Genomic DNA, 24,011 nt, shown 5'->3' with positions numbered 1-24,011 from the left:
TGAGGTTGTTGAGCTACTCACCCTAGGCGCCTGTTCGAAATTTCAACAGACGATCGGCATGACGAACACAGGCTACGCATAGTGCGTTTGCCCGGGCAATGGTTCTGACCGAATGATCGGAGTGCGCGTGGACGTGCTGGTGACCGGAGGCAGTGGGTTCGTCGGTTGTCATCTGGTGGGGAGGCTGCTGGAGCGCGGGTACGGGGTGCGGGCCACCGTGCGCAGTGTCACGAACAGGGCGAAGGTCGCGCCCCTGACCGCATTGCAGGACCGCTTCCCCGGTCGGCTCGAGCTGTTCGAGGCCGATCTGCTCGTCGAGGGGGCCTTCGACGAGGCCATGAAGGGGTGCGAGGTCGTTTTTCATGTCGCCTCGCCGTTCTTGATGCCGGAGAGGATCAAGGACGGGCAGCGGGACATGGTCGAGCCCGCGCTCGCCGGTACCCGCAATGTGATCGGGAGCATCGAGCGGACGGGCGGCGTCCGCAGGCTTGTCTTCACCTCCACGGTCGGCGCGATATTCGGCGACTACGCGGACGTGAGGGAGATGGAGGGGCAGGTCCTCACCGAGGCGTACTTCAACACCACCAGCACCGTCGAGAACAACCCGTACCACTATGCCAAGACCGTGGCGGAGCAGGCCGCCTGGGAGGCCGAACGCTCCCAGGACCGCTGGCGCATGGTCGCCGTCAATCCGGGGCTGGTGCTCGGGCCCTCCCTCACCCCCGCCTCCGAGTCCGGCAGCCTCTTCCTCCTCGAAGAGCTCTTCAAGGGGTACTTCTTCTACGGCGCCCCCGACTTCAGCTTCACCACGGCCGATGTGCGCGATGTGGCGGACGCGCACATCGCCGCCGCTGAGACGCCGGACGCACACGGGCGGTACATCGTCGCGGCCGAGACCATGACGTCCTTCCATGACATGGCGCGAATCATTCGCGGGCGGTACCCGAGAGATCTGCGGCTGCCGCGAAACCGCCTTCCGCACTGGCCCGTCCGTGTCCTCGGGCCCTCCTTCGGGCTCACCCAGGACTACATCCGCAAGCACCTGGGGATCCGGTTCCGGGTCGACAACAGCCGTGGCGTCGAGGAGTTGGGCATCAGCTACCGGCCCGTCGAGGAGACGCTCCTGGACCATTACGAGGCGTGGCGGAGGCAGCGGTCCCGGTAGCGCTCCCCGGCAGCGGATGCGTCACGACCGCCCCGCCTCCCCCAGCACCCCCCTCAACCGCTGCGCCCTGAGCACCAGTTCCAACTCGAAGCGGCGGTCCGGGTCGTCGATCTCGTCGCCCCACAGCTCACGGATCTGGCGGAGGCGGTAGCGGACGGTCTGGGGGTGGACGCCCAGCCGGGCGGCCACCTCCGGTGCCCCACCTCGTGTCTCCAGCCACGCCAGTAACGTTTCAGCAAGCCGGCGCCCGTGCGCCGGACCGCAGTGGGCGAGCGGGGCCAGACAGCGCAGCGCGAGGTCGTCGATGAGTTCCTCGGGCTGGAGCAGGACCAGGGCCTCGGTGTGTTCCGTGCAGTACAGGACGTCCCCGGCGGGCAGCAGCCCCCGCTCCATCAGGTGTACGGCCGCCTCGGCCCAGCGCAGCGACTTCGCCGCGTCGGACAGCGGCACGGGCGGCCCGATCGCCCCGGACCAGCCGGTCAGCGCCCGGTGCAGGAGTTCGGGGCGGCCGGCCGCGTCGGGTTCGGGGACGACCATGCGGGGCTGCTCGTACTCCATGTCGAGCAGCACGCCCTGCCCCACGGCGGGCGCGACCGCCTCGCGGGCCGGGCGGAGCAGCACGCCGACGGCGACCTTGCGCGGCAGCGTCCAGCCGACCCGGGCCGCCCGTTCGGTCAGTGCGTCGGCCGGGTCGCCCCGGTGGTGTTCGGCGAGCAGCAGTTCCATCAGCCGCCGCTGGAGCCTCAGCCGCTCTCCGGCCTGCCTCGCCGCCGCCTCCGCATAGCCGCGCACCGACTGGTCGACCAGGCCGTCCAGGTACTCGTACCCCGCGTCGACGAGCTCGTACATCGCGGGCGGCGGGATCTCGACCCGCTGCCCGATCTCGGCGAAACGGCGCCAGGCAAGCCGTACGCCCATCCGGTAGATCGCCTGAAGGGAGTCCAGCGAGCGGCCGTGCAGGCCCTCGCCGCGGCCGAACTCCTGGAAGACGCCCGGCGGGACCGTCGGGCGGCCCTCCGACTGCTCCAGGTGCTGGACGAAGACCTCGATGGCGCGGCGGATGCCGACCAGGGCCATCGGCTCGCCCGACTCGTCGAGGACGACCGGCAGGTGCGGGTACTCGCGGCGGATCTCGCGCAGGATCTCCTCGGCGAGCGCGGGCGCCTCGGCCATGGCGAGGGCGGCGAACCGGCGGACCTGGAGACGGGGCACGTCGTGCCAGGCCGAGCGGGCGGTGACGGCCGGGGAGTGAGCGGGCGTCACCGGTCAACTCCCTTGCCCGGCTTGCTCGTACGTGATCAAGGGGGTGTTGGGCTGGGCGGGCGTCGCGTCGAGCAGCGCGACGATGCCGAGCGCGGCGCCCACGGCGAGTGCGGCGGCGGCCACGACGGTGAGAAGGGCAGCGAGCAGTCTGGACATCGCAGGGTCAGCCTCTCTGTCCGGAGGTCGTCCCACCCCGGTGCCCCCACCCCTGCCTGTCGGCCCCAGTTTCGACAAGCATTGACACCCCGTCAAGAGCAGCCTACGGTTCCCGGCCCAAGGCCCCGTCTTCCCGCCAGTCCGGCGTCGCGGGCCGGAGCGGCCCCAACTCCGCCATCCCTCCCCCTGGAGTGTCCGGATGCGCCGTACAGCCTCCCCCCTTTCGCTGATCCTGCTGGGACTGGGCACGTTTTTGCTGGTCCTGGCGCCGCTGCTGGCCTGGTACGTCGAGCCGCGGGCCGCCGTGAACCCGATCGACATCGACACCACCGCCGTCTACAGAGGCACCGGAAGCTACTTCGACACCGACCAGATCCAGACGGTCCACGACCAGCGGATCACAGTCACCCAGCAGGTGCGCGGCAATGTCGCGGACAGCGAGAAGAGCGGGCGGGCGGTGTGGGACGTGACGACCACGGTCGACACGGACAAGTCGCTGCCGGCCGCCGATCCGCACGACGCGCTGGAGTTCTTCCTCAACCGCTGGGTGACCAACCGCCACACCAACCAGCCGGTGCACTGCTGCAAGGAGAACCCGTACTTCGAGGGCGACGCCTATCTGAAGTTCCCCTTCGACGTGCACCGAAAGTCGTACCAGTGGTGGGACAACTCACTTGGCTCGACCGTCACTTTGCATTACTCCGGCACCAGGAAGATCCAGGGGTACCGGGGTTACCGCTTCACCGGCACCGTCCCGCCGTCGAAGATCGGGACCCGGCTGGTCCCCGGCACCATCGTCGGGCAGAAGAACAAACCGCAGGTCCTGGCCGAGGAGTGGTACGCCAACCACGGCATCGAGCTGGTCGTCGACCAGCGCACCGGCCGGGTGCTCTACGCCCAGGTCGGCCCGCGCCGCACCCTGCGGGCGCCGGGCGCCAGGAAGGACGCGGTGGTGCTGCTGGACAGCCGGAAGCTGGGGTTCACCACCGCCACCCAGAAGGACCAGGTGAAGCTGGCCAAGAAGGAGAGCGGTCAGCTGCTCATGGTGGGGCAGACGTTGCCGATTGCCGCCGCTGTGGCCGGATTCGTACTGGCGGTGGTGGGTGGGGTTTTGGTGGTACGAGGACGGAAGCGCCCCGATTCGCCCGAGACGCCCCGGACTTCACAGGCTTAGCTCACGTTGTGACATGACGTCAGTTCTAATAAGGCGGAAATTTGTCACCCCGGTGAGTAGCCGTGGCGAACGGCTGGGCGAAAACTGTCCAACCCCACCCAAGCACAACGTGTCCACACCCCCCGCCCATGAAGAGCTCAGTCCCCCCACAGCAAGTCCTGAAAGTCACTGCTGAGTTCCGCACCCTGAGACGAGTTGGAGCACCCATGCCCCAGCACGTGCCTTCCCCGCTGCGCGCCACGCACCCCGGGGCTCCGCAGCACCCCTCGGCGCTCCCCCCACAACCGCGCCGAATCGTTTTCCTCGCCCACCGGGATCTCGGCAATCCGGCGGCCGGCGGCTCGGAGCTGCTGGTCGACCGGCTCGCCGAGGGACTCACCGGCCTCGGCCACCAGGTGACCCTGATCTGCGGGGGTCCCGCGGCCTTCCGGGACTACCGGGTCGTGTCGGCCGGCGGCGAGTTCGGCCACTATCTGCGAGCCCGTTCCGCGTTCGCCCGTCAGGTCGGCGAGGCCGATCTGCTGGTCGAGGTCTGCAACGGGATGCCGTACCTCGCGCCCTACTGGCACCACGGGCCCACGGTGTGCCTGGTCAACCACGTTCACACCGATCTGTGGAAGATGCGGTTCGGCGGGCCCCTCGCGCCGGCCGCGCGGATCGGCCGAAGACTCGAGCAGTGGGCGCTGACCGGTGCGCAGCATCGCAGCCTGCTGGTCGCGGTCTCTCCCTCGACCGCGCATGCGCTGCGGGGGATCGGCGTCTCGCGGGACCGCATCCGTGTCGTGCACAACGGTGTGGAAGAGCCCGGACCGCGGGACGAGCGGTCGGCCGAGCCGCTGTTCGTGGCGGTGGGCAGACTCGTGGAGTACAAGCGGATCGATCTGCTGCTGAGACTCTGGGAGCGGGTGCGGCCGGTGACCGGCGGTCGGCTCGTCATCGTCGGTGACGGGCCCGAGCGGGGGCGGCTCGAGCAGCTCGCCGGGCCCGGCGTGGAGTTCGTGGGTCATGTCTCCGAGGCGGAGAAGCACCGGCTGTTGTGCGCGGCCTGGCTGCTGCTGCACCCCTCCGCGGTGGAGGGGTGGGGGTTGGTCGTCACCGAGGCGGCGACTCGGGAGACGCCCACCCTTGCCTTTGACGTGCCCGGGTTGCGGGATTCCGTCGTGGACGGGGAGACCGGTGTGCTGGCGCACGGGGAGTCTTCGTTTGCTGCTGCCTGGTGCACGCTGGCACTGTCCGGGCATCGGCGGGAGTTGATGGGGAAGGCTGCCCGTGACCGGGCGGCGCGGTATCGCTGGCACCGGACGGTGAGACAGTTTCGGGCGGTGGCCGCGGAAGCCCTGCGGGGCTGGGCGTCGTGACGCCTATGCGCCGTGCGGGGCGTGTCGGTTCGCGACTGCGGGATCGTCGTGGCTGGTCGCGCAGTTCCCCGCGCCCCTTGAGGGGCGCGATGCCAGGCCGGAGCTTCAAGGATCCGTCTTTTCAGCGCTCCCTTGCCCTCTTCCGTGCCTTCCGGCACGAGCAGGACGACCCGGAGAGCTGCTACGAAATACTCGCCCGTGACGCCGCCGATCAAGTCGAGGCCTACGACGGGGCCGTCATCGGCCGGACCGTCGTGGACGTCGGCGGCGGGGGCGGGTACTTCACAGAAGAGTTCCGCAGACGGGGCGCCAACGCCTACCTCTTCGAGCCGGACGTGACGGAACTCGGCGAGAAGCCGCCCGACGGGGCCGTGATCGCCGACGGGTATCTGTTGCCTCTGCGGGACGGTGTCGCGGATGTGACCTTCTCCTCCAATGTGCTGGAGCATGTCGCCGATCCGCAGACGTTCCTCAGTGAACTCGCCCGGGTGACGCGGCCCGGTGGGCTGATCTATGTGTCGTTCACCAACTGGCTGTCCCCGTGGGGCGGTCACGAGTGGGCGCCGTGGCACTACTTCGGGGCCGAGCGGGCCCGTGCCCGCTACCGGCGGCGTACCGGAAAGCCCGCCAAGCACACCCTCGGCGAGAACCTCTTCGCCGTGCACATCGGCGCCACCCTGCGGCAGGTGCGCGCCCGCGACGACGTCACGGTCGTCTCGGCGCGCTCCCGCTACTGGCCCTTCCTCGCGGAGACCGTCGTGAAAGCGCCGGGGATACGTGAGGTGGCCACCTGGAACCTTCTCCTCATCCTCCGGCGGTGTCCCCCATGACGACCACGGTCCAGGCCCCTCCTCCGGCAGCCGTCCACACCACCGCGGCCACCTCGGGCCCGCCGGAGGGCCCGCGGTCGCGGCGCTGGCTGGTGGGGTTCTGGGCCGTGGCGTTGCTGCTGTTCCTGGTGGTGCACCCGGGTCGGCAGACCTTCGACACCAAGCTGGGTGTGACGGTCGACCCGGGTGCCTTCTTCTCCGACCTGGGGCAGCTCTGGCACGACCAGGGCAGCTTCGGCGGTATCCAGGACCAGTACGCCGGCTATCTCTGGCCGATGCTGCCGTTCTACTGGCTGGCCCACGCCCTGCACCTGCCCGTGTGGCTGGCGGAGCGGCTGTGGATGTCGCTGATCGTGTCGGTCGCCTTCTGGGGGGCGCTGCGGCTGGCCGAGCGCTTGCGGGTGGGCAGCAGTGGCTCGCGGCTGCTCGCGGGGGTCGCGTATGCGCTGTGGCCCGTCTTCACCATCGTCGTCGGGTCGACGTCCGCGGCGGCGCTGCCCGGTGCCTTTCTGCCCTGGGTGCTGCTGCCGCTGACGAACGAGCGGTACAGCGCACGGGTCGCCGCCCTGCGCTCGGCGCTGATGGTCCCCTTCATGGGTGGCGTCAACGGCGCCTCCACCCTGGCCTCGCTGCTGCCGGTCGGGCTGTACCTGCTCTCCCGCCCGCCCGGGCCACGGCAGCGCAAGCTGATCGCCTGGTGGGTGCCGGGTGTGATCGTGGCGACCGCCTGGTGGTGGATCCCGCTGGTCATGCTCGGGGTCTACGGCGAGAACTTCCTTCCGTACGTGGAGACCTCGCAGACCACGACGGCCACCATGTCGGCGACGGAGGCCCTGCGCGGGGCCGGCAACTGGGTCGCCTATCTGCACTTCGGGCAGGCCTGGCTGCCGGCCGGGTGGACGGTCGCCGCGTCGGTGATCGTCGTCGTGTGTTCGGCGCTCGCCGCCGGGCTCGGCCTCGCCGGCCTCGCGAGACGGGACATGCCGGAGCGGCGGTGGCTGGTGCTGACCGTTCTCTCCACGGCTCTGGTGCTGCTCGCCGGGTACGGCGGCGCGTTCGGCGCCCCCTTCCACGGAGTCGTGCAGGACTGGCTGAACGGCGGGCTCGTCCCCTTCCGGAACATCTACAAGTTCCAGACGGGGCCGGCTCTGGCGCTGGTGCTCGGGCTCGCGCATGCGGTGGGGATCGCGGCCGAGCCGCGGGGTGCCCGGCCGGTGCGCGGGCGCCGGTTCGCCCCGCTGGCCGCCGCGGTGCTGATCCTGCCGGGTCTGCTGTGGCCGTATCTCAACGGCTCGATCCTCAACCCGGGGTCCTTCCAGGAGCTGCCCAAGTACTGGAAGACCACGGCGAGTTGGCTGCAGAAGTACTCCCCCGACTCCCGCGCCCTCGTCGTCCCGGCCACCTCGCACGGCATCTACACCTGGGGCTCCCCCATCGACCAGCCCCTCGACGTCCTCGCCAAGTCCCGCTGGGCGCAAAGGGATTACGTCCCCTTCGGGACCCCCGGCAACCGGCGCGCCATGGACGCGGTGGAGGACGCACTCGCCTCCGGGAGCGATGTCCCGGGGCTTGCCGACTACCTGAGCCGGGCGGGGATCTACTACGTCGTCGTACGCAACGACCTCGATCCCGACCAGATCGGCTCCGTGCCGACCACGACGGTGAAGCGGACCCTGGAGCAGTCGGGATATGTGCGGGTGACCGGGTTCGGGCCGGTCATGACCGGCGGCCGGATCGCCCATGATGCGCCGCTGCAGGTGGAGGGGCTGTATCCGCGGCAGCGGGCGGTCGAGATCTACGAGCCCTCGGGCGAGGGAGTCCCACGGCCGGGGCAGGCCCATCTGCTGCCCGTCTCCGACACCGCGGTCGTCTCCGGCGGGCCCGAGGCCCTGCTGCCGCTCGCCTCCGGACTGCGCGGCCGTGCGACCGTGCTGACCGGCGACAACCACCCCGGGCTCGGCTCCCCGCCGCTCCAGGTGGTCGGCGACGGGCTGCGGCGCGCGGACACACGGTTCGGGCTGGTCAGCGGCAACACCTCGTACACGTACACCGGTTCCGAGCGCAACGCGCCGGACGCCGTACAGGACGCGGGCAGGCAACCGCACCAGATCCTGCCGACCAAGGGGCTCGACCACCAGACGGTGGCCCAGCTGCGCGGCGCCCGGTCGGTGACGGCGTCCTCCAGCGGCAACTGGCTCTTCCACCTCCCGCAGTACGACCCGGTGAACGCCTTCGACGGCAACCCGGACACGGCCTGGGCGGAGGGCGCCCCCGGCTCGGCGGACGGGCAGTGGCTGCGCATCGGGTTCACCGGCTCGTACGACATGCCGTCCTCGTTCAAGGTGACGCCGCTGCCGCAGGAGAGCGTGCGGTCGGCGGCGACGAAGGTGCGGGTGGAGACCGAGAAGGGGACCAGGACCAGCTTCCTGCGGCCGAACGGCCAGACGCAGAGCATCAAGGCACCTGCGGGCGCGACGAGTTGGATGAAGCTGACGATCGTCGACTCGGTGGAGCGTCGCTCGGGTCTGACGGGGGCGGGCTTCTCCGAGATCGCTCTCCCGCACGTCCAGGTGACCCGGCTGCTGCGGCTGCCCACGGACGCGGACGACTCCGACGCCGCCGCCACGCTGATCTCCCTGCACCGCACCCCCGACCCCACCGGCCTCTCCGCGACCGGCACCGAGGCCGGCCTGCACCGGCTGTTCACCACGGCCACGGCGGGGACGTACGAGGTGAAGGCGGGCGCGGTGCCGGTCAACGGCGAGGCACTGGACAAGCTGCTGTACGAGGTCGCCCCGGACCAGCAGAACCGCATCGTCGCCACCGCCGACTCCACGGCGGCCCTCGGCGCGGGCCTGTCGGCGCGCAACCTCACCGACGGCGATCTGACGACGGCGTGGATCGCGGGCGACCGGCCGACGATCCATCTGAGCTGGAGCGGCAAACAGCCGGTGGGCGAGATCGTGCTGGCGCCCGCGGGCGGCCTTTCGACCCGTCCCACGCAGGTGGACATCAGCTCCCCCGACGGCGCGACCATCGCCGGCGTCGACGAGAACGGCGTGGTCCGCTTCGACCCGATCACCACCGACCGCCTGGACGTCACGATCACCCGGACGGCACCCCTGACCCTGCACAACCCCGTCGCCGACGAGGACCTGCAGCTCCCGGTGGGCCTGAGCGAGGCGTACATCCCGGCGCTCGACCAGTACCGCACCCGGCAGCCCAGCGGCTCCCGCGCCTTCTCGCTGCCGTGCGGGCAGGGGCCGGCCGTCGCGGTGGACGGCAAGCTGTACCAGACCAGTGCGAAGGGGACGGTACGGGACCTGACGGAGCGGCGGACGGTCGATGTGACGCTCTGCCAGCAGGGCCGTGACGACGACACCTTGGAGCTCACCGCCGGCTCCCATCGCGTGGAGGCAGGGGACGCCGGACCACTCACCCTGACGGATGCGACCCTGACCCGCGGCACGGTCGCCGAACCCGCCGCCGTGGACCGCCAGTTGACGATCCGGGACTGGCTGGGCGACCGCCGCGAGGTGACGGTCGGCTCCGGTGCGGCCACCTATCTGACGATGTACGAGAACTACAACGACGGCTGGAAGGCCACCCTGGGCGGCAAGGAACTGACCCCGGTCCGCCTCGACGGCTGGCAGCAGGGCTGGCGGATCCCGGCCGGGGCGGGCGGCGCCGTCAAGCTGTCGTACGAGCCCGCGACGGCCTACAAGGGCGGGCTGATCGGCGGTGCGGTGGGCCTGGCGGTCCTGGTCGGGCTGGTCGTCTGGCGCCGCCGCGCACCGAACCCCGACCCGCCGCAGCCGGTACCGCCGCTCCCCGGGCTGTGGCTCGGCACGGTGGCCCTGACCGTGGTGGGCGTGCTGATCGCCGGATGGTTCGCACTGCTGGTGCCCGCGCTGGCACTGCTGGCGCACCGGCGGCACGCGCTGCTGGTACCGGTCGCGTTCGTCGCCCTCGCGGGGGCGGGGATCGCGGCGGCCACAGGGGCCGGGGAGCCCGTGGGAGCGGGCGGGGGCGCCTTCGGCCACCCGGCCCAACTGCTCGCGCTGATCGGGTTGTTCGCGGGGGTGGTGAGCGTACGGGAGCCCGACGAGGGGCCTGGTTCGACGGCGGTGCTGCCGCCGGTGCCGGGCTCGGAGGCCCCGACCCGCCCTCTGCCGCAGCGCCGCCGCGGCGGGACCGGACCGGTGCCGGAGGGCGAGACCGCGGCCCCCGCACCTCTTCCCCGCCCCGACGCCGGGCCGACCGTCTCGGCCCGCGGCCCCGGTGGGCCCGATCCCGACCCGCCGACCGCGCGGATCCAGTTCCGCAAACCGAAGTTCCGGCCGACTCCGCCCGAGCAGCCGGAGGCCCCCAGGGGGAGGGACGAACCCACGTGACCGCACTCGAACACCCCGCCCGCGCCGAGGGCCCGCCGGCCCGCTCCCCGGCCCGCATCCCCTTCCCCGTCGTCGACGAGGTCGCCCGGCACTGCCTCCAGGAGGAGGAACCGGAAACGGTCCACATCGAGGTCCACCTACCGGGCCCCCTGGACCGCGACCGCCTCCGCACGTCCTTCGCGGAAGCCCTCCGCCGCCACCCCCGCATCCTGATGCGCGAGGCCCCCGGCCAGTGGTACCGCCGCCGCTACGAATGGGAGCTGACGGAGGAACCGGACACGGAGGTGGTGACCTTCCTGCGGCCGGGCCCGTCCGCGCTGCGGGACGCCCGAACCCGGGCCCTGACGACGGCACCACCCCTGACCTTGTCACCGCCGATACGGCTGGAGGTGGTGGAGGGTGCGGGCCCGGCAGAGGGCAGCGAGGCGTCGGACTCGGTTGGCGTAGCTGCGGGCAATCGTGCCGCTACGGCGGCTCCCGCCCCAAAGAGAGCGGCACCCGGCCGGCGCCGGCTCGCGTCCCCCACGCCCACCCCCGACTCCGGTACCGCAAAAGGCACCGTCCTCTTCCTCACCATCAACCACACGGCCCTGGACGGCCCCGCCTGCCTCCGAGTCCTGGCCACGGCCGCCGAAATCTACAGCGGCCGCAACAACAACCCCACCGCACCCCCCACCCGCACACCGGACACCACCCCCCAGCCCCCCGTCGACACCCCGTCCAACTGGACCCCACCCGCCAGGGTGGCCCAAGGCACCCCCGAACCCTCCCCCGGCAACGGCATGCTCGTCACCGAACTCCCCCTCCCCCACCGCCCCAAGGGCTCCCCCTACACGGTGAACGACCAGCTCATGGTCACCACAGCCCTCACCATCGCCCACTGGAACAGAGAACACGGCGCATCCCCCCGCCCCCTCCGCATCACCATGCCCGTGGACGACCGCCCCCGAGACGCCACCATGCCGATGGGCAACGGCACCCGCCTGGTCGAAGTCCCCTTCTCCGCCGACGAGTTGGCCGCCCACGACCCCACCGCCATGCCCGCCCTGCTGCGCCGCACGGCAACCCGTACACGAGCCCTGAAATCCCTCCCCCGCCCCCAACTCGGCCACGGCGCGGCCCTCCTCACCGCCCCCGTCACCCCCGTGGCCTGGCGCGCCGCCCTCACCCGCGGCCTGCGCAAAGCAGCCGCGCCCTGGACGTCGACCACGCTCCTCAGCAACATCGGCCGCATCCCGTACCCCCTGGACTTCGGCGAGGAGGCGGGCCGCGCGCACGCGGTCTGGTTCTCGGCGCCGGCCCGTATGCCCCGCGGCCTCACCGTCACCACCGCCTCCACCGCGGGCCGCCTCCACCTCGCCCTGCGCTGGTCCCGCGCCCTGCTCAGCCACGGCGACGGCGCCCACCTCCGCGATCTGTTCGAGCACTATCTGCACTCCACGGAGGTGACCCCGTGAAGACGACCACCGCCCCCGTGCACCGCCCCGACCTGCGCGACTTCTACGAGGACCCCGCCGTCCCGGTCGCCTCCGGCACCCCCCGCAGCCTCCGCCAGGCCCGTATGCTGGCCGCCGCCCTCGGCCCGGCGGCCACGGGCACCCCCCGCACCATCCTCGACATCGGCTGTGGCGACGGCACCGCGGCCGCCACCGCGGCCCAGCTCCTGACCGGCCACCGCATCGTCGGCGTCGACTGGTCCCAGGACGCCCTGAAACGGGCCCGCACCCACCTGTCGTACGCCATCCGCGGCGAACTCACCGACGGCGGGCTCCCGTTCAAGGCCGCCTCCGCCGACGCCGTGCTGTTCAGCGAGGTGATCGAGCACCTCGTCGACCCGGACGCCGCCCTCGACGAGATCCGCCGCGTCCTGCGCCCGGGCGGCCACCTCATGCTCTCCACCCCGAACCTGGCCGCCTGGTACAACCGCGCCCTGCTGCTGGCGGGCGTACAGCCCGTCTTCTCCGAGGTCAGCCTGCGGGCGATCCACGGCCGGCCGGGCACGGAGGTGGTCGGACACCTGCGGCTGTACACCGCCCGTGCGCTGCGGGAGTTCGTGGCCGCGTCCGGCTTCGAGATCGTGGACCTCAAGGGCGCCCCCTTCCACGGCGTACCCCGTCCCCTGCGTCCCTTCGACCGGCTGGCCTGCTCCAGACCCGCGCTCGCCTCGATCCTTCTCCTGCACGCGCGCAGGACAAAGACGTAGAGGGGGCACGTCATGTGGTGGGGAGTGGCCGCGGCCCTGCTGGCGAACACCCTGTACAGCCTCGGTTTCGTCCTGGAGAAACGGGCGCTCACCGCGCTGCCCGAGGTGACGATCCGCAACCCCGCCCGGCTGCTGAGACTGGTGCTGGGCAGCCCGCTGTGGATCGGCGGCTCGCTCGCCCTCGCCTCCGGTTTCGGCGCGCAGCTCGTCGTGTACCGGACGCTGCCGATCGCCGCCGCCCAGGGCATCTTCGTCTCCGGTCTGGTGCTCCTCGTCCTGCTCTCCGCCCGGCTGCTGGGCGAGGAGACGACCGGGCGGGAACGGTATGCGCTCGGCGCGATCCTCGCCGCGCTGCTGATGGTCGTGCTCTCGCTCAAGGAGGGCTCGGACACGGTCAGCCGCAGCGCCCCGTACCAGCTGATCCTGCTGGTGTGCGTGCCGTCGCTGGCGGGGGGTGTGTGGCTGTACGGCGCCGCGGAGCGACGCACCCGCCACCGCCACCGCGCACCGACGACGGGTGTGGAGTACGGGGTGGCCGTCGGCCTGCTGTACGGGGTCAGCTCGCTCGCCATCAAGGGCGTGTCGAGCTACCTGACGTCCAGCGGACTGGGCGGTGCGGTGGTGGGCCTGCTCAGGTCCCCGTACCCGTATCTCCTCCTCTTCACCGGCGCGTTCGGGCTGGTGATGTCGCAGGCCGCGCTGCAGCGCTGCCGGGCCTCGCTGATCGTGCCGGTGTGCACGACGGTGACCTGTCTCTACACGGCCGTCCTCGGCACCCTCTCCTTCGGCGAGGCGCTCCCGCACGACCCGCTGCGGCTCGCCCTGCGTCTCGCGGGCACGGTCCTCGCCGTCTCCGTTCTGCTGGCCATGCCCAAACACGATCAGCCGGCACCTGGCACGCCTCCCCAACCCCCCATCGCCACCAAGGAGTTGACCCCTCCATGAAGCCCGACGACCCGCTGCTGCGGATCCTGGCGTGCCCGCTCGACAAGGGCCCGCTGCACCTCGTGAGGCCGGGCGGCCCGACCGCCCCCGAGGCCCTGTACAACCCGCGCCTGCACCGCCGCTACCCGATCGTCGACGGCATCCCTCAGCTGCTGCCGTCGTCCGGGGAGCAGGTGTCGGACGACGAGCACGAGGCCTTGCTCAAGCGGATGGCCCAGTGACCGTGACCCCGCCCCGCACCCTGGCCGCCCGACTGGCACCGCTCCTGCCCGTCCGTGTGGTGGCCGCCGCCGCCCGGGCGGTCTACCCGCGCTTCGAGCCCGAGCTGGCCCGGCTGCCCGACCTGTGCCCGCCCGGCTGCGGCACCGCCGTGGACGTCGGCGGCTGGTACGGCCCCTGGACCCGGCGCCTGGCCGGCCGCGCCCGCCAGGTGGTGACCGTCGAACCGGTCCCCCACCTGGCCCGACTCCTCACCTCCGGCGCCCCGCCGAACGTCCGTGTCGTCCAGGCCGCCGCCTCGGACCGCCCCGGCACCGCGCGGCTGTGGCTCCCGCCGGACGACGCCGGCGACCGGGGTGTGTCCTCGCTGGTCCGCCGTGACATCCACGCCCGGGCCCTGCACGTCCCCTGCGTCACCCTCGACGAACTCGGCCTGCGGGACGTCGGCTTCATCAAGATCGACGTGGACGGCAACGAGCTCGCGGTCCTGCGCGGCGCCACGGGTCTGCTGGCCCGGGACCGCCCGGCCCTCTTCGTGGAACTGGAGTCCCGGATCCAGCCGATCGCCCCCGTCGTCACCTATCTGTCCCTGCTCCGCTACGACGGCTGGGTGCTGCCCGGCTCGACCTGGGTGCCGCTCGCGAAGTTCCCCTTGGAGGCCCACCAGGCCAGCACCTCGCACGTCGTCGCCCAGGGCCTGCTGGGCCGCGTCCTGCCCTTCCGCAGGCACCCGCGTTACGTCAACTCGGTCCTCTTCCTCCCGGACGGCCGCCGGCCCGGTGTCAGTGGCGTGAGCAACCATGGTGCCCATGCCCTCCGGAAAGCGCCCCGCTAGCCCGTTCACCCCCCTCGACTTCCAGCTGGTCCTGCTGCGCCGCATGGCCGACCACAACCCGGACCTGGTGGAGGACGCCCGCCGCGAGCTGGGCGTCTCCATCGCCGACATGAGGGAGGCCAACAAGCGCTGGCAGGCGATGCTGCACTCCCCGCGTTCCCGCGCCGCCGTCTCGCGCTACCGCTCGATTCTCGGCGCCCCCGAGTCGACGATCACCCGGAAGGTCGGCGACCTGGACTGCGAGGCCCTGCTCTGGCCCGTTCCCCTCTGGCCCGACCTGCGCTTCGAGGTCCTCCTCGCCCCGAACGGCGCCGTCTGGAACGAATGGCTGGTCCGCGCCCCGGGAGCCGAAGGACCGGTTCTGAAGACCCTCGACGACCTCACCCCCTGGTCCTGCACGGTCGAGGAGGCCGCCCGCGCCTTCGCCCCCGCCCGGCCCCTGGAGGGCACGGCACCCACGCGGTGGGGCCTGGCGTTCACGGCGCCCGATGCGCAGGGAGTGCGGCGGGAGGTGGCCGCCGAGTTCACCTGGGGCTTGTTGCAGCGGGTGGCGGTCAGCGACCGGTCGCCGTCGCCAGAATCGCGTCCCTGACCGGCGCCACCGACCCGGGATGCAGATCGAGGAACAGATTCGGCTCGACCAGCTCCAGCTCCATCACCCGCGGCTCCCCGTCCGCCCCGTCGACCAGGTCCACGCGCGCGTACAGCAGCTCCGGCGCATCCGGTACGGCGGCCAACGCCCGCTCGGCCACGGCGAGTTCGGCCGGGGTGGGGGTCCACGGGACCAGGTCCGGGTGGGCCACCTTGTCGTCGTCGTAAGCCGTGCCCGGGGTCAGTACGGCGCCCTTGCGGCTGGCGTGCAGGAAGCGGCCGCCGAAGAACTGCAGGGCCCGCTCGCCGCTGATGTCGATGCCCGACAGATACGGCTGGACCATCGCGGTCAGCCCCTCCTCGTGCATGCGCGCGAGGTGCCGTACGGCCGTGTCGTGGTCGTGCGGCGTGTAGCGGGCGGCGTACCGGGCGCCCGCGCCCGAGGTGGGCTTGATGACGTACTCGTGGTCGTCGGGGAGCTCAGGGGCGTCGCCCGGTGCGAGGTAGCGGGTGGGAACGACGGGGACTCCCGCCTCCGCGAGGTCCCCGAGGTAGCGCTTGTCGGTGTTCCAGCGCACCACCTCGGCCGGGTTGGCCAGCCGGGTGACCTGGGCGCACTTCTCGGCCCACGCCACGAATTCGTCCGCCCGCCAGCTGTAGTCCCAGGTCGACCGGATGACGACGAGGTCGAAGCCGCTCCAGTCGGTGCCGGGGTCGTCCCACGGGACGGCGACGGCCTCGGCTCCGGCATCCCGCAGCGCCTGCACCAGCACGGGCAGGCCGCGGTCCTTGCTCGGCTGCGCGCCGGGGTCGTAGGTGGCGAGTGCGACTCGGGACACGGCGGACTCCAGTTCGTACGTCATACGGCGGTGCGTCGTTCCGCAGGCTAACCGTGGTCCCCGCAACCGAAGCAACCGGATTGACCTTCCCCCTCGGTGCGGGAGGCCTCCCGATCGTCGGCGGCGGGGCGGCTGGTGTAGGAACGAGGGTGTCGTTCCTGCCCTGACGGATGGAGTGCATCGCGTGTCCTCTCTCTTTCCCGCCCTGGTGAGCCCGAGCGAGCGGGTGGCTCTGCGCTTCGGCGACCGGTCCCTGACGTACGCCGAGCTCGCCACCGCGACCGGCGCCCTCGCGGCCCGGCTCCCGCCGGGCGGACGGGTCGCGGTCTGGGCCACGCCCACGTTGGAGACCGCGGTGGCCGTGGTGGCGGTGCTGCGGGCCGGGGCGGCCGCCGTTCCGCTCAATCCGAAGTCGGGCGGGAAGGAGCTCGGACACATCCTGTCGGACAGTGCGCCATCGGTGGTACTGGCGGCTCCCGGCGATGAACTGCCTTCACCTGTACGGGACTTGGAGCGCCTCGATGTCGACGTGACCGGCACCGGAAGCACCGCCCTCGCCCTCCTGATCGACGACGAGGACCCCGCCCTGATCGTCTACACCTCCGGCACCACCGGCCCGCCCAAGGGCGCCGTCCTGCCCCGCCGGGCGATCGCCACCACGCTGGACGCACTCGCCGACGCCTGGCAGTGGACCGGTGACGACGTACTCGTGCACGGGCTGCCGCTGTTCCATGTGCACGGGCTGGTGCTGGGCATCCTGGGCCCGCTGAGGCGCGGCGGATCCGTCCGTCACCTGGGGCGGTTCAGCACGGAGGGCGTGGCGCGCGAGCTGAACGAGGGCGCGACCATGCTGTTCGGGGTGCCGACGATGTACCACCGGATCGCCGGGGCCCTGTCCGAGGAGCCGGAGCTGGCGAAGGCCCTCGGGCGGGCGCGGCTGCTGGTCTCCGGTTCCGCCGCCCTCCCGGTCCACGACCACGAGCGCATCGCGGCCGCCACCGGACGGCGGGTCGTCGAGCGCTACGGCATGACGGAGACGCTCATGAACACCAGTGTGCGGGCGGACGGCGAGCCGCGCGCGGGCACGGTGGGCGTGCCGCTGCCGGGTGTCGAGCTGCGGCTCGTGGAGGAGGACGGGACGGCGATCACCTCGTACGACGGCGAGACCGTCGGCGAGATCCAGGTGCGCGGCCCGAACCTGTTCACCGAGTACCTGAACCGGCCCGACGCCACGGCCGCCGCGTTCACCGCCGACGGGTTCTTCCGCACGGGCGACATGGCGGTCCTTGAGCCCGACGGGTACGTCCGCATCGTCGGCCGCAAGGCCACCGACCTGATCAAGAGCGGGGGTTACAAGATCGGGGCCGGTGAGATCGAGAACGCCCTCCTTGAACACGCGGGGGTGCGGGAGGCCGCGGTCACCGGGGAGCCGGATGCGGATCTGGGCGAGCGGATCGTGGCATGGGTGGTGCCGGTGGACCCCCAATCGCCGCCCGACGCGGAGGAGTTGGCGGACCATGTGGCGGGCCGCCTCGCCCCGCACAAGCGTCCGCGCGTGGTCCACTACCTGGAGAGCCTCCCCCGCAACGACATGGGGAAGATCATGAAGCGGGCACTGCACCGTGCCTGAGCCCCGCCTCTCCGCCCGCGAGATCCTCGCACTGGTCACCGACGCCTCGACCTTCACCGAACTCCCGTACCCGGCACGGGACTCCAGGCCGGACGGCCCCCTCGCCTGGCAGGGTTACGACACCTCGCGCGCCCGTGCGGTCGAGCGCACCGGCGAGACGGAGTCGGTCGTGTGCGGCACCGCGAGCGTCGCGGGCACGGAGGCCGTACTGATCGCCTTCGAGTTCGGCTTCCTCGGCGGCTCGCTCGGCGAACGGACCGGCGACCGCCTGGAGGCCGCCCACGGCCATGCCCGTGCGCACCGCCTCCCGGTCGTTGCGCTGGTCGCCACGGGCGGCAGCCGTATGCAGGAGGGCATGCTCGCCCTCACCCAACTCCAGCGGGTGGCCCGCCAGTCGGCGCTCACCCGCGAGGCCGGCCTCCCCCAGATCGCCGTCCTCAGGGACCCCACGACCGGCGGCGGCTGGGCCACCCTCGGCGCGGGCGCAGACGTGATCCTCGCCCTGCCGGGAGCACAGGTGGGCTTCGCGGGCTCCCGCGTCCGGCCCCCGGACGCGGACCCGTCGGCGTACACGGCGGAGGCGCAGGTGGCGGCGGGGGCGGTGGATGCGGTGGTGCCTCCGGGTGAGCTGCGGGAGACGCTGGGTCTGTGGCTCCGCCTGCTGTCCGCGCCCCAAAGGGGCGCGGGGCTGTATCGATCAGCGGCTCCGCCGCCGGGAGCGACCAGCCACAACGGCGCCGCGGACGCCATACGATCCAACGTGGCACCCCGAGCAGCGCCGCTCCCCTCCGCCCTCGGTACTCAGAAGCTCCCCAGCACCGGCTGGGACGCAGTCCAACAAGCCCGCTCCCCCCAACGCCCCCGCGCCCACGCCTACTTGGACGCCTACTTCGCGCACCGCGCAGCGATCCACGGCGACCGCTCCGGCGGCACGGACACCGAGGGCATCCTCTGCGGCTTCGGCGAACACGAGGGCCGCACCGTCGCCTACGCCGCCCAGACCGGCACCCCCACCCGCCCGGCGGGCTACCGCACAGCCACCCGCCTGGTCCGGCTCGCGGACCGCCTCGGCATCCCGGTGCTGACCCTGGTGGACACCCCGGGCGCGGCCAACGACGCGGAGGCGGAACGGCAGGGCGCGGGCGCCGCGATCGCGGAGCTGTTCGGCGCGGTGGCGGCCGCCCGTGTCCCGGTCACCACACTGGTGATCGGCGAGGGCGGCTCCGGGGGCGCGCTGGCTCTGGCCGCGGCGGGCAACACCTGGGCCACGGCCGACAGTTACTTCTCGGTGATCGCACCGGAGCTGGCGGCCGCGATCCTCAAGCGGCCGGCCGAGGAGGTCGAGGCCACGGCCGACCAGCTGCGCATCCGGCCGCAGGACCTGGTGCGGCTGGGGGTGATCCGGGGCATCGTCGGGCCCTGACCGGCAGCCCGTCCCAGCAGAACCCGGGACATCGCCAAGCACCGTCCGCAACAATGAAGTTCGGCGAGGTCACACAGCACACGGGGGAGCGAGCGGCAGCCATGGACGGGTTGATGGAGTTCAGGACCGAGGACGGTGCCCGGGTCGTCGTGGAGGGCGTGGAGAGCGAGACCGGCGCCCGGCTCGTCTCCCGCGGCGGCAGTCCCGTCCTGGCCGCGCGGACGTTCGAGGCGGCCCTGGACGGGGTGCGGGCGGCGGCCGAGTCGGCGCTCAGGGTGTTCCGGGACGGCTCGCTCAGGCCCGACACCGTGGAGCTCGAGTTCGGCGTGAAGCTCAGCACGGAGACGGGCGCGGTCATCGCGAAGGGCGCCGCGGAGGGGCATCTGGTGGTGAAGCTCAGCTGGTCACCACAGCCGTCCGGGCCCGCTCCGCAGCCGCCGCAGCCGACTCCCGCGGACACCGGCCGGTCATGAGCACAGCTGCCGGGTGCTGACCTGCGCCCATGTCGTCGGGCAGAGCGGCGCGGCGGCCGTGACGGTGTCGCTCCCGCAGCGCAAGGAGCTCGGTGCGCTCTCCGCCACGGTGGCGGTGCACGGCGGCAGGGCGGGCACCGCGTCCGACCCCGGCGCCCTGGCCGCACTGGAGCTGGAGCACGAAGCGCCGCTGCCCCGGCCGGGTTCAGCGGGGCTGCGGTGCCCCTCGGGGACGGCAGGGTCGTCGGCATGGTCTCGGCGATCGCGGGCGCAAGGGACGTACGGGTGGGCCGGATGCATGTGGACGACCCGGTGGCGTTCGTCCGTGCCGAGGCGACGGACGTTTTCGACCGCCTCCTCACCCACCTCACCGAGGAGGCGCGCCGCATCACCGTCCGGCTGAGGGATGCGGGGCGAGGCCCAGGGAGCCCACGGCGGCGAACGTAAACCGCAAAACGCCCATTCAGCTGCACCCCGACCGGCCCCCCACAAAAGGCGCCACCCGCCTCCGGCACCGCACGATGCCATTGGGACCCGCTGCCCGGCGGCCCCCACGGTCTGCGTTTTTCTGGAGGACCCTGCATGACCGCAAGTCTGGAGCAGTTGCGGCGCTGCCATTTCGCCGTCGACCTGGGGGCGGCCCGGACCCGTGTCTACGTCAGGGGCGTCGGCCTCGTCGTCGACCAGCCGTCCGTCGCCGCCGTGAACACCCGCAGCGGTGCCCTCATCGCCGTGGGTGACTTCGCCGAGCGGATGAGGGGCCGCACTCCGGGCCACATCCGCGTGGTGCGCCCGGTGTCCGGCGGCACCGTCGTCGACATCGAGATGGCGCAGCGCATGCTCCGGGGCCTGCTCGGCGACAGACTCCGCCGGGCCCTGCGCCGCAAGCCCTTCCTGCGCGCCGCGGCCTGCACCCCGCACGAGGCCGACCCGCTGGCCCGGCGGGCGGCCGTCGAGACGCTCGTCGGGCTCGGCGCGCGGCGGGTGGAGCTCGTCGACACGCTGATCGCCGCCGCCGTGGGGTGCGGGCTGCCCGTGCAGCAGCCCGAGGCCACCATGATCATGGCCTGCGGGACCGCGACCACCCAGGTGGCCGTGCTCTCGCTGGGCTCGACGGTGAGCTCCGAACGGATTCCCGTCGGCGGCGATGCCGTCGACCACGCGATCGTCCAACACCTGCGCCACCAGCACGAGTTGATGCTGCCCAGCCAGTCCGTACGCCCCCTGCACCTCGCCCTCTCCGACATAGGGCTCACCGCCCAGGGTCCGAAGTCCACCGTGATCCGGGGGCGGGACGTGGTCACCGGCCTCGTCCGCTCGGTGCAGGTCGACACCGCCGCCGTGCGCGAGGCGATCGAGACGCCGCTGACCGCCGTGGTCGACGTCATCGGCCGGGTGCTGCGGGAGTGCCCGCCCGATCTGGTGGCCGACCTCGCCGACCGCGGGATCATGCTGGTGGGCGGCAGCGCGCTGCTGCCGGGGCTGGACGAGATGGTGCGGCAGGCCACCGGTATGCCGGTGCACATCGCCGAACGGCCCGACGTGTGCGCCGTACAGGGCCTGGGCTACATGCTGGAGGGCAGGATCGAGCCGCTGGTGCTCGGCCCGACCGTCATCTGAGCGCCGTCCGCGCGCCGACGACCACGAGGAAGGCGTCCTCGTCGAGCGGGACAGGGGCGGAGGCCCTCCCGCCGGGCGTCGGCCGGGCCGGCGCGGCGCCCGTCAACGGGCGAACCAGCAGCGCACGGTGGTGCCGTCCGGACCGGTGTGCATACGCACCAGGTCCGCGACGAGGTTGACCATGAGGAGCCCACGGCCGCCGCTCTGGTCGCGCGGAACCGGCCGGCGGCCGGCCAGCGGGTCGGTCATGTGGCCCTTGTCGTGCACCTCGCACACCACGTACCCGTCCTCGGCCCACACGCCGAGCTCACCCGAGCCGCCGCCGTGCACCACGCTGTTGGTGGCCAGTTCGGCGGTGACCAGCGCCAGGTCCTGGACCCGGTCGGACGGCAGGCCGAGGCGTACGGCCTCGTCGACGGCGAGGTGCCGGGCCTCGGAGAGGGAGTCCGTGTCGAAGCGGAAGGACAGGGCGGCCGGGGCGGGCGGCAGCGGTTCGTTGTAGCGGGCCACGACGTCCGCGGGGGCGAAGGCCCCGCTGTCCTCGTACCGTCCGGAGCCGGCCCGGAGGAGGGTGGGGTGGGTGGCGAAGGCGTCCGCGACGACCTGCGGGTCGAGGCGCCGGATGTCGTACGGGCACAGGATGGTGGCGCTCCGGCCCCGGAAGGCCGCGTTGATCAGCGCCTCGTGCTGGACGCAGGCGGGGTATTCGGCGGTTGTACGGCCGGACCAGATCGGTTCGCCGATGATGCTCACACGGGTGCCGGACGGCTGGGCGTCGGCGAAGGCACGCAGCACCGCGGGGATGATCCGGCCGGGGTTGCGCCCGGCTTCCCGCATGTCCAGGAACCGCACGGCGGAGGCGTCGTCGCCCAGGGCGTCCCGGATCAGCCGGAGGCGCTCCGCGGGCACGGCCACGGCGACGCGTTCACCGGCCGCGAGGGCATCCCGGACGAAGGGGACGGTGCCCGCGACGTACTCGCGCTCGTCGCCGTACAGGAGCGCCGGGTGTACGAAGGGGGCGAGGTCGGCGGGTGTCACTGCCGACCACTTCCGTCGACGCGCATGCTCACCACCGCCTCTCCTGCCCCACCGGCTCCCTTGCTATCAGCCCGCGTACCCCGAAGGACGGCTGTCATTCCCCCCGGAACCCGCGGGGCGGTCCGCGTGCGGCATCAGTACGGCAGGATCCGCCCCGACGGTGTCCTGCGGTCGATGGTGGTGTCGCGGGGAGCTGCGGGCCTGCGGCTGATACGGACGCGGGTCTGACGGTTCATGACGCCCTCCTCGGACCGGCTGGCTGACGTGAACCAGCCTGGTCCGCGCGCCCTTTCGCCACATCGTGCCCACGGAGGCACCTGCCATGCCTCCGCAGCACGACTCGGGGCAGAACTCGCTGCTCCGCGGGGAGGAGGACGACCCTTAGAAACCCATTGGCCCGCTATGTGCGAGCTGGTCGGCACCCAGCCGAGGGCCTCCGGCGCGGGAAGGGTTTCGGGGAAGGCGGCGCCGAGGGCGGTGGCCTCCTGGTGCTCGACGAGCTGTCTCGCTCTGCGTAACACCTGGACCGTTCAACGACTAACAGCTGACCGTTCAACGATCGTTTTTTGGCCGATAAACGATCGTTGAGAGACGCGGGTGCGCCCCTAGGCTGCGGGCATGGTGGAGTCAGCCACACACCTTCCCGAGACGCTCCGCCGTCTCGACGCACTCGCCGAAGAGCAGGGCCTGCCCCGTTCGGCCCTGTTCGACCCGCGGGAGCTGGCGGCCAGGACGGCCCTGCCCGAGCGCACCGTGCGCACGCTGCTCAAGGGCGGCACCGCTCCGCCCGACAAGGTCAACGACCGTGTCTGCGCCCGCATCAGGACCCTCGCGGAGGCCCATCTGGCGCGTACCGGCTGCCGTATGTCGGACCTCGCCGCCGACATCCGCGAACGCCTGGGCGTCTCCGACTACTGGGCGCGCCAGGTGTGCGCCGGCAGGAAGGTGCCCAGCGTCGAGTTCCTGCACGGCCTGGTGGAGTTCTTCGGCGTCGAGGGAGGCGAGGCGTTCTTCACCGCGCCCGCCGCCGATGCCCTCGACCGCGTACTGGTCACCGTACTGAGGGAGTTCGAGCAACCGGCGGAACAGCGGGACCCCATACTGGCCCTGATGGACCGTTACGGACTGAAGGCCGCCGATCTGCGGCGCCACGGCGCGATGACAGCCGAGCAGCTGGACCGTCTCCTGGAGGGCGTCATCAGGTCGGCCGTCCCGCAGGAGTCAGGCGAGGGGGGCAGCGCCCGATGAGCACCAGGGCGATGAAGTCGCTCCTCTCCGAGCTGGGCCGGGAGGCGGCGAAGTCGATCGCGCGGCCGGCCGAACCGCGGGCCGTGATGGAGGAGTTCTGCCGGGCCATGAGCGTCCGGGTCGGACGGCCCATCCAGCTGCTGTTCCGGGCGTTCCCGCCGGACATCCCGGTGTCGGGCATGCGTGTGGACTACGGGGACCGTTCCCTCATCGTGGTGGAGGAGTGCACCGTCCCCGAGGCCCAACTGGTCATCTTCGGCCACGAGTTGTGGCACGAGGAGCAGGGCACCTGCGGCGACCACGCCATCGGCCCGACGGCCGCCCGCTCGCTCGGCGGCCCGCCCGGGGCACTGGCGCGGGCCGCGCAGCAGGTCCTCGCCTCCGAGGAGGTCCCCCGCGAGGTCTGCCGCACGGTGACGGCCCGGTCCGCCTCCGCCGACAACCACGAGGTGGACGCGGAGACCTTCGGCCTGCTCTTCGCCCGCGAGGTCCGCACCTGGATGAAGGGCCGGTACGCACAGGGCCCGGTGACACCGGCCACCGTGGAGGGCCGCATCAACCTGTCGCTGGGCCACCGCGGCGGACGCATCCTCTGATGACGGACCTG

22 protein-coding genes are annotated in these 24,011 nt (G+C 72.3%); 18 read left to right on the top strand and 4 right to left on the bottom strand.

Annotated features, from left to right (window positions below; genetic code table 11):
- Positions 1 to 112: 112 nt before the first annotated feature.
- Complete coding sequence (locus ACWC1K_RS31260; RefSeq protein WP_450836305.1) at positions 113 to 1,165, top strand: NAD-dependent epimerase/dehydratase family protein; 1,053 nt, start codon at positions 113 to 115, stop codon at positions 1,163 to 1,165.
- Between the two features lie 21 nt (positions 1,166 to 1,186).
- Here the strand turns inward: ACWC1K_RS31260 and ACWC1K_RS31255 are convergent, their stop codons facing one another.
- The gene (locus ACWC1K_RS31255; RefSeq protein ID WP_450836304.1) at positions 1,187 to 2,428 is read right to left on the bottom strand and encodes a PucR family transcriptional regulator; all 1,242 of its coding nucleotides are present in this window, start codon (positions 2,426 to 2,428) and stop codon (positions 1,187 to 1,189) included.
- A 3-nt stretch (positions 2,429 to 2,431) separates the two neighbouring features.
- A complete protein-coding gene (locus ACWC1K_RS31250) occupies positions 2,432 to 2,584 on the bottom strand; it encodes a hypothetical protein (RefSeq protein ID WP_344406642.1) in 153 nt (50 codons plus the stop codon).
- 199 nt (positions 2,585 to 2,783) lie between these two features.
- Between ACWC1K_RS31250 and ACWC1K_RS31245 the strand changes: the two genes are divergently transcribed.
- From ACWC1K_RS31245 to ACWC1K_RS31200, 10 genes are all read left to right on the top strand, one after another.
- A complete protein-coding gene (locus ACWC1K_RS31245) occupies positions 2,784 to 3,758 on the top strand; it encodes a DUF3068 domain-containing protein (RefSeq protein ID WP_450836303.1) in 975 nt (324 codons plus the stop codon).
- Positions 3,759 to 3,964: 206 nt separating this feature from the next.
- A complete protein-coding gene (locus ACWC1K_RS31240; RefSeq protein ID WP_450836302.1) occupies positions 3,965 to 5,116 on the top strand; it encodes a glycosyltransferase family 4 protein in 1,152 nt (383 codons plus the stop codon).
- Positions 5,117 to 5,205: 89 nt separating this feature from the next.
- Positions 5,206 to 5,946 (top strand): class I SAM-dependent methyltransferase, encoded by a 741-nt coding sequence (locus ACWC1K_RS31235; RefSeq protein ID WP_450836301.1) that lies wholly within the window; start codon positions 5,206 to 5,208, stop codon positions 5,944 to 5,946.
- Positions 5,943 to 10,340, top strand: a complete 4,398-nt coding sequence (locus tag ACWC1K_RS31230; protein WP_450836300.1) for an alpha-(1->3)-arabinofuranosyltransferase domain-containing protein — start codon at positions 5,943 to 5,945, stop codon at positions 10,338 to 10,340. Before ACWC1K_RS31235 ends, ACWC1K_RS31230 begins: the two co-directional genes overlap by 4 nt.
- Positions 10,337 to 11,797 carry a condensation protein gene (locus ACWC1K_RS31225; RefSeq protein ID WP_450836299.1) on the top strand — a complete coding sequence of 487 codons (1,461 nt, stop codon included), beginning with the start codon at positions 10,337 to 10,339 and terminating at the stop codon, positions 11,795 to 11,797. The genes ACWC1K_RS31230 and ACWC1K_RS31225 overlap by 4 nt, the downstream gene beginning before the upstream one ends.
- Positions 11,794 to 12,543, top strand: a complete 750-nt coding sequence (locus ACWC1K_RS31220; RefSeq protein WP_450836298.1) for a methyltransferase domain-containing protein — start codon at positions 11,794 to 11,796, stop codon at positions 12,541 to 12,543. The genes ACWC1K_RS31225 and ACWC1K_RS31220 overlap by 4 nt, the downstream gene beginning before the upstream one ends.
- 24 nt (positions 12,544 to 12,567) lie before the next feature.
- Positions 12,568 to 13,488, top strand: a complete 921-nt coding sequence (locus ACWC1K_RS31215) for a hypothetical protein (protein WP_450836352.1) — start codon at positions 12,568 to 12,570, stop codon at positions 13,486 to 13,488.
- Entirely contained in the window at positions 13,485 to 13,709 is a 225-nt protein-coding gene (locus ACWC1K_RS31210) for a Trm112 family protein (RefSeq protein WP_450836297.1), read from the top strand. The genes ACWC1K_RS31215 and ACWC1K_RS31210 overlap by 4 nt, the downstream gene beginning before the upstream one ends.
- Before the next feature lie 2 nt (positions 13,710 to 13,711).
- Positions 13,712 to 14,542 (top strand): FkbM family methyltransferase, encoded by an 831-nt coding sequence (locus tag ACWC1K_RS31205; protein ID WP_450836351.1) that lies wholly within the window; start codon positions 13,712 to 13,714, stop codon positions 14,540 to 14,542.
- On the top strand, positions 14,508 to 15,134 hold the full coding sequence (locus ACWC1K_RS31200; RefSeq protein ID WP_450836296.1) for a hypothetical protein: 627 nt from the start codon (positions 14,508 to 14,510) through the stop codon (positions 15,132 to 15,134). Before ACWC1K_RS31205 ends, ACWC1K_RS31200 begins: the two co-directional genes overlap by 35 nt.
- Here ACWC1K_RS31200 and ACWC1K_RS31195 read toward each other — a convergent pair.
- The gene (locus ACWC1K_RS31195) at positions 15,097 to 15,972 is read right to left on the bottom strand and encodes an ATP-grasp domain-containing protein (RefSeq protein WP_450836350.1); all 876 of its coding nucleotides are present in this window, start codon (positions 15,970 to 15,972) and stop codon (positions 15,097 to 15,099) included. The two genes, ACWC1K_RS31200 and ACWC1K_RS31195, sit on opposite strands and share 38 nt — an antisense overlap.
- 184 nt (positions 15,973 to 16,156) lie before the next feature.
- On the opposite strand from ACWC1K_RS31195, the gene ACWC1K_RS31190 reads away from it, so the two are divergent.
- The 5 genes from ACWC1K_RS31190 to mreB all read left to right on the top strand — a co-directional run bounded on the left by ACWC1K_RS31190 (position 16,157) and on the right by mreB (position 21,118).
- Positions 16,157 to 17,602, top strand: a complete 1,446-nt coding sequence (locus ACWC1K_RS31190) for an acyl-CoA synthetase (RefSeq protein WP_450836295.1) — start codon at positions 16,157 to 16,159, stop codon at positions 17,600 to 17,602.
- Positions 17,595 to 19,025: a carboxyl transferase domain-containing protein gene (locus ACWC1K_RS31185; protein ID WP_450836294.1), complete on the top strand. Its 1,431-nt coding sequence runs from the start codon at positions 17,595 to 17,597 to the stop codon at positions 19,023 to 19,025. Before ACWC1K_RS31190 ends, ACWC1K_RS31185 begins: the two co-directional genes overlap by 8 nt.
- 101 nt (positions 19,026 to 19,126) lie before the next feature.
- Positions 19,127 to 19,498, top strand: a complete 372-nt coding sequence (locus ACWC1K_RS31180) for a CU044_2847 family protein (RefSeq protein WP_450836349.1) — start codon at positions 19,127 to 19,129, stop codon at positions 19,496 to 19,498.
- Between the two features lie 219 nt (positions 19,499 to 19,717).
- On the top strand, positions 19,718 to 19,945 hold the full coding sequence (locus ACWC1K_RS31175) for a hypothetical protein (RefSeq protein ID WP_450836293.1): 228 nt from the start codon (positions 19,718 to 19,720) through the stop codon (positions 19,943 to 19,945).
- A 135-nt stretch (positions 19,946 to 20,080) separates the two neighbouring features.
- Positions 20,081 to 21,118: a rod shape-determining protein MreB gene (gene mreB / locus ACWC1K_RS31170; protein WP_450836292.1), complete on the top strand. Its 1,038-nt coding sequence runs from the start codon at positions 20,081 to 20,083 to the stop codon at positions 21,116 to 21,118.
- Positions 21,119 to 21,220: 102 nt separating this feature from the next.
- Here mreB and ACWC1K_RS31165 read toward each other — a convergent pair whose 3' ends face one another.
- Positions 21,221 to 22,156 (bottom strand): anti-sigma factor RsbA family regulatory protein, encoded by a 936-nt coding sequence (locus tag ACWC1K_RS31165; protein WP_450836291.1) that lies wholly within the window; start codon positions 22,154 to 22,156, stop codon positions 21,221 to 21,223.
- A 618-nt stretch (positions 22,157 to 22,774) separates the two neighbouring features.
- On the opposite strand from ACWC1K_RS31165, the gene ACWC1K_RS31160 reads away from it, so the two are divergent.
- Positions 22,775 to 23,404, top strand: a complete 630-nt coding sequence (locus tag ACWC1K_RS31160) for a hypothetical protein (RefSeq protein WP_450836290.1) — start codon at positions 22,775 to 22,777, stop codon at positions 23,402 to 23,404.
- The gene (locus ACWC1K_RS31155; protein ID WP_450836289.1) at positions 23,401 to 24,000 is read left to right on the top strand and encodes a toxin; all 600 of its coding nucleotides are present in this window, start codon (positions 23,401 to 23,403) and stop codon (positions 23,998 to 24,000) included. The genes ACWC1K_RS31160 and ACWC1K_RS31155 overlap by 4 nt, the downstream gene beginning before the upstream one ends.
- Positions 24,001 to 24,011 lie beyond the last annotated feature (11 nt).

The organism is Streptomyces sp. NPDC001492 (assembly GCF_053597275.1).
Note: the sequence above shows the minus strand (reverse complement) of the source record. Positions and strands in the feature narration are given on the sequence as shown.

Coding starts and splice junctions, on each gene's coding strand:
- ACWC1K_RS31260 (WP_450836305.1), top strand. CDS start 113: ATGATCGGAGTGCGCGTGGACGTGCTGGTGACCGGAGGCAGTGGGTTC.
- ACWC1K_RS31250 (WP_344406642.1), bottom strand. CDS start 2,584: ATGTCCAGACTGCTCGCTGCCCTTCTCACCGTCGTGGCCGCCGCCGCA.
- ACWC1K_RS31245 (WP_450836303.1), top strand. CDS start 2,784: ATGCGCCGTACAGCCTCCCCCCTTTCGCTGATCCTGCTGGGACTGGGC.
- ACWC1K_RS31240 (WP_450836302.1), top strand. CDS start 3,965: ATGCCCCAGCACGTGCCTTCCCCGCTGCGCGCCACGCACCCCGGGGCT.
- ACWC1K_RS31235 (WP_450836301.1), top strand. CDS start 5,206: ATGCCAGGCCGGAGCTTCAAGGATCCGTCTTTTCAGCGCTCCCTTGCC.
- ACWC1K_RS31230 (WP_450836300.1), top strand. CDS start 5,943: ATGACGACCACGGTCCAGGCCCCTCCTCCGGCAGCCGTCCACACCACC.
- ACWC1K_RS31210 (WP_450836297.1), top strand. CDS start 13,485: ATGAAGCCCGACGACCCGCTGCTGCGGATCCTGGCGTGCCCGCTCGAC.
- ACWC1K_RS31200 (WP_450836296.1), top strand. CDS start 14,508: ATGGTGCCCATGCCCTCCGGAAAGCGCCCCGCTAGCCCGTTCACCCCC.
- ACWC1K_RS31180 (WP_450836349.1), top strand. CDS start 19,127: ATGGACGGGTTGATGGAGTTCAGGACCGAGGACGGTGCCCGGGTCGTC.
- mreB (WP_450836292.1), top strand. CDS start 20,081: ATGACCGCAAGTCTGGAGCAGTTGCGGCGCTGCCATTTCGCCGTCGAC.
- ACWC1K_RS31160 (WP_450836290.1), top strand. CDS start 22,775: ATGGTGGAGTCAGCCACACACCTTCCCGAGACGCTCCGCCGTCTCGAC.
- ACWC1K_RS31155 (WP_450836289.1), top strand. CDS start 23,401: ATGAGCACCAGGGCGATGAAGTCGCTCCTCTCCGAGCTGGGCCGGGAG.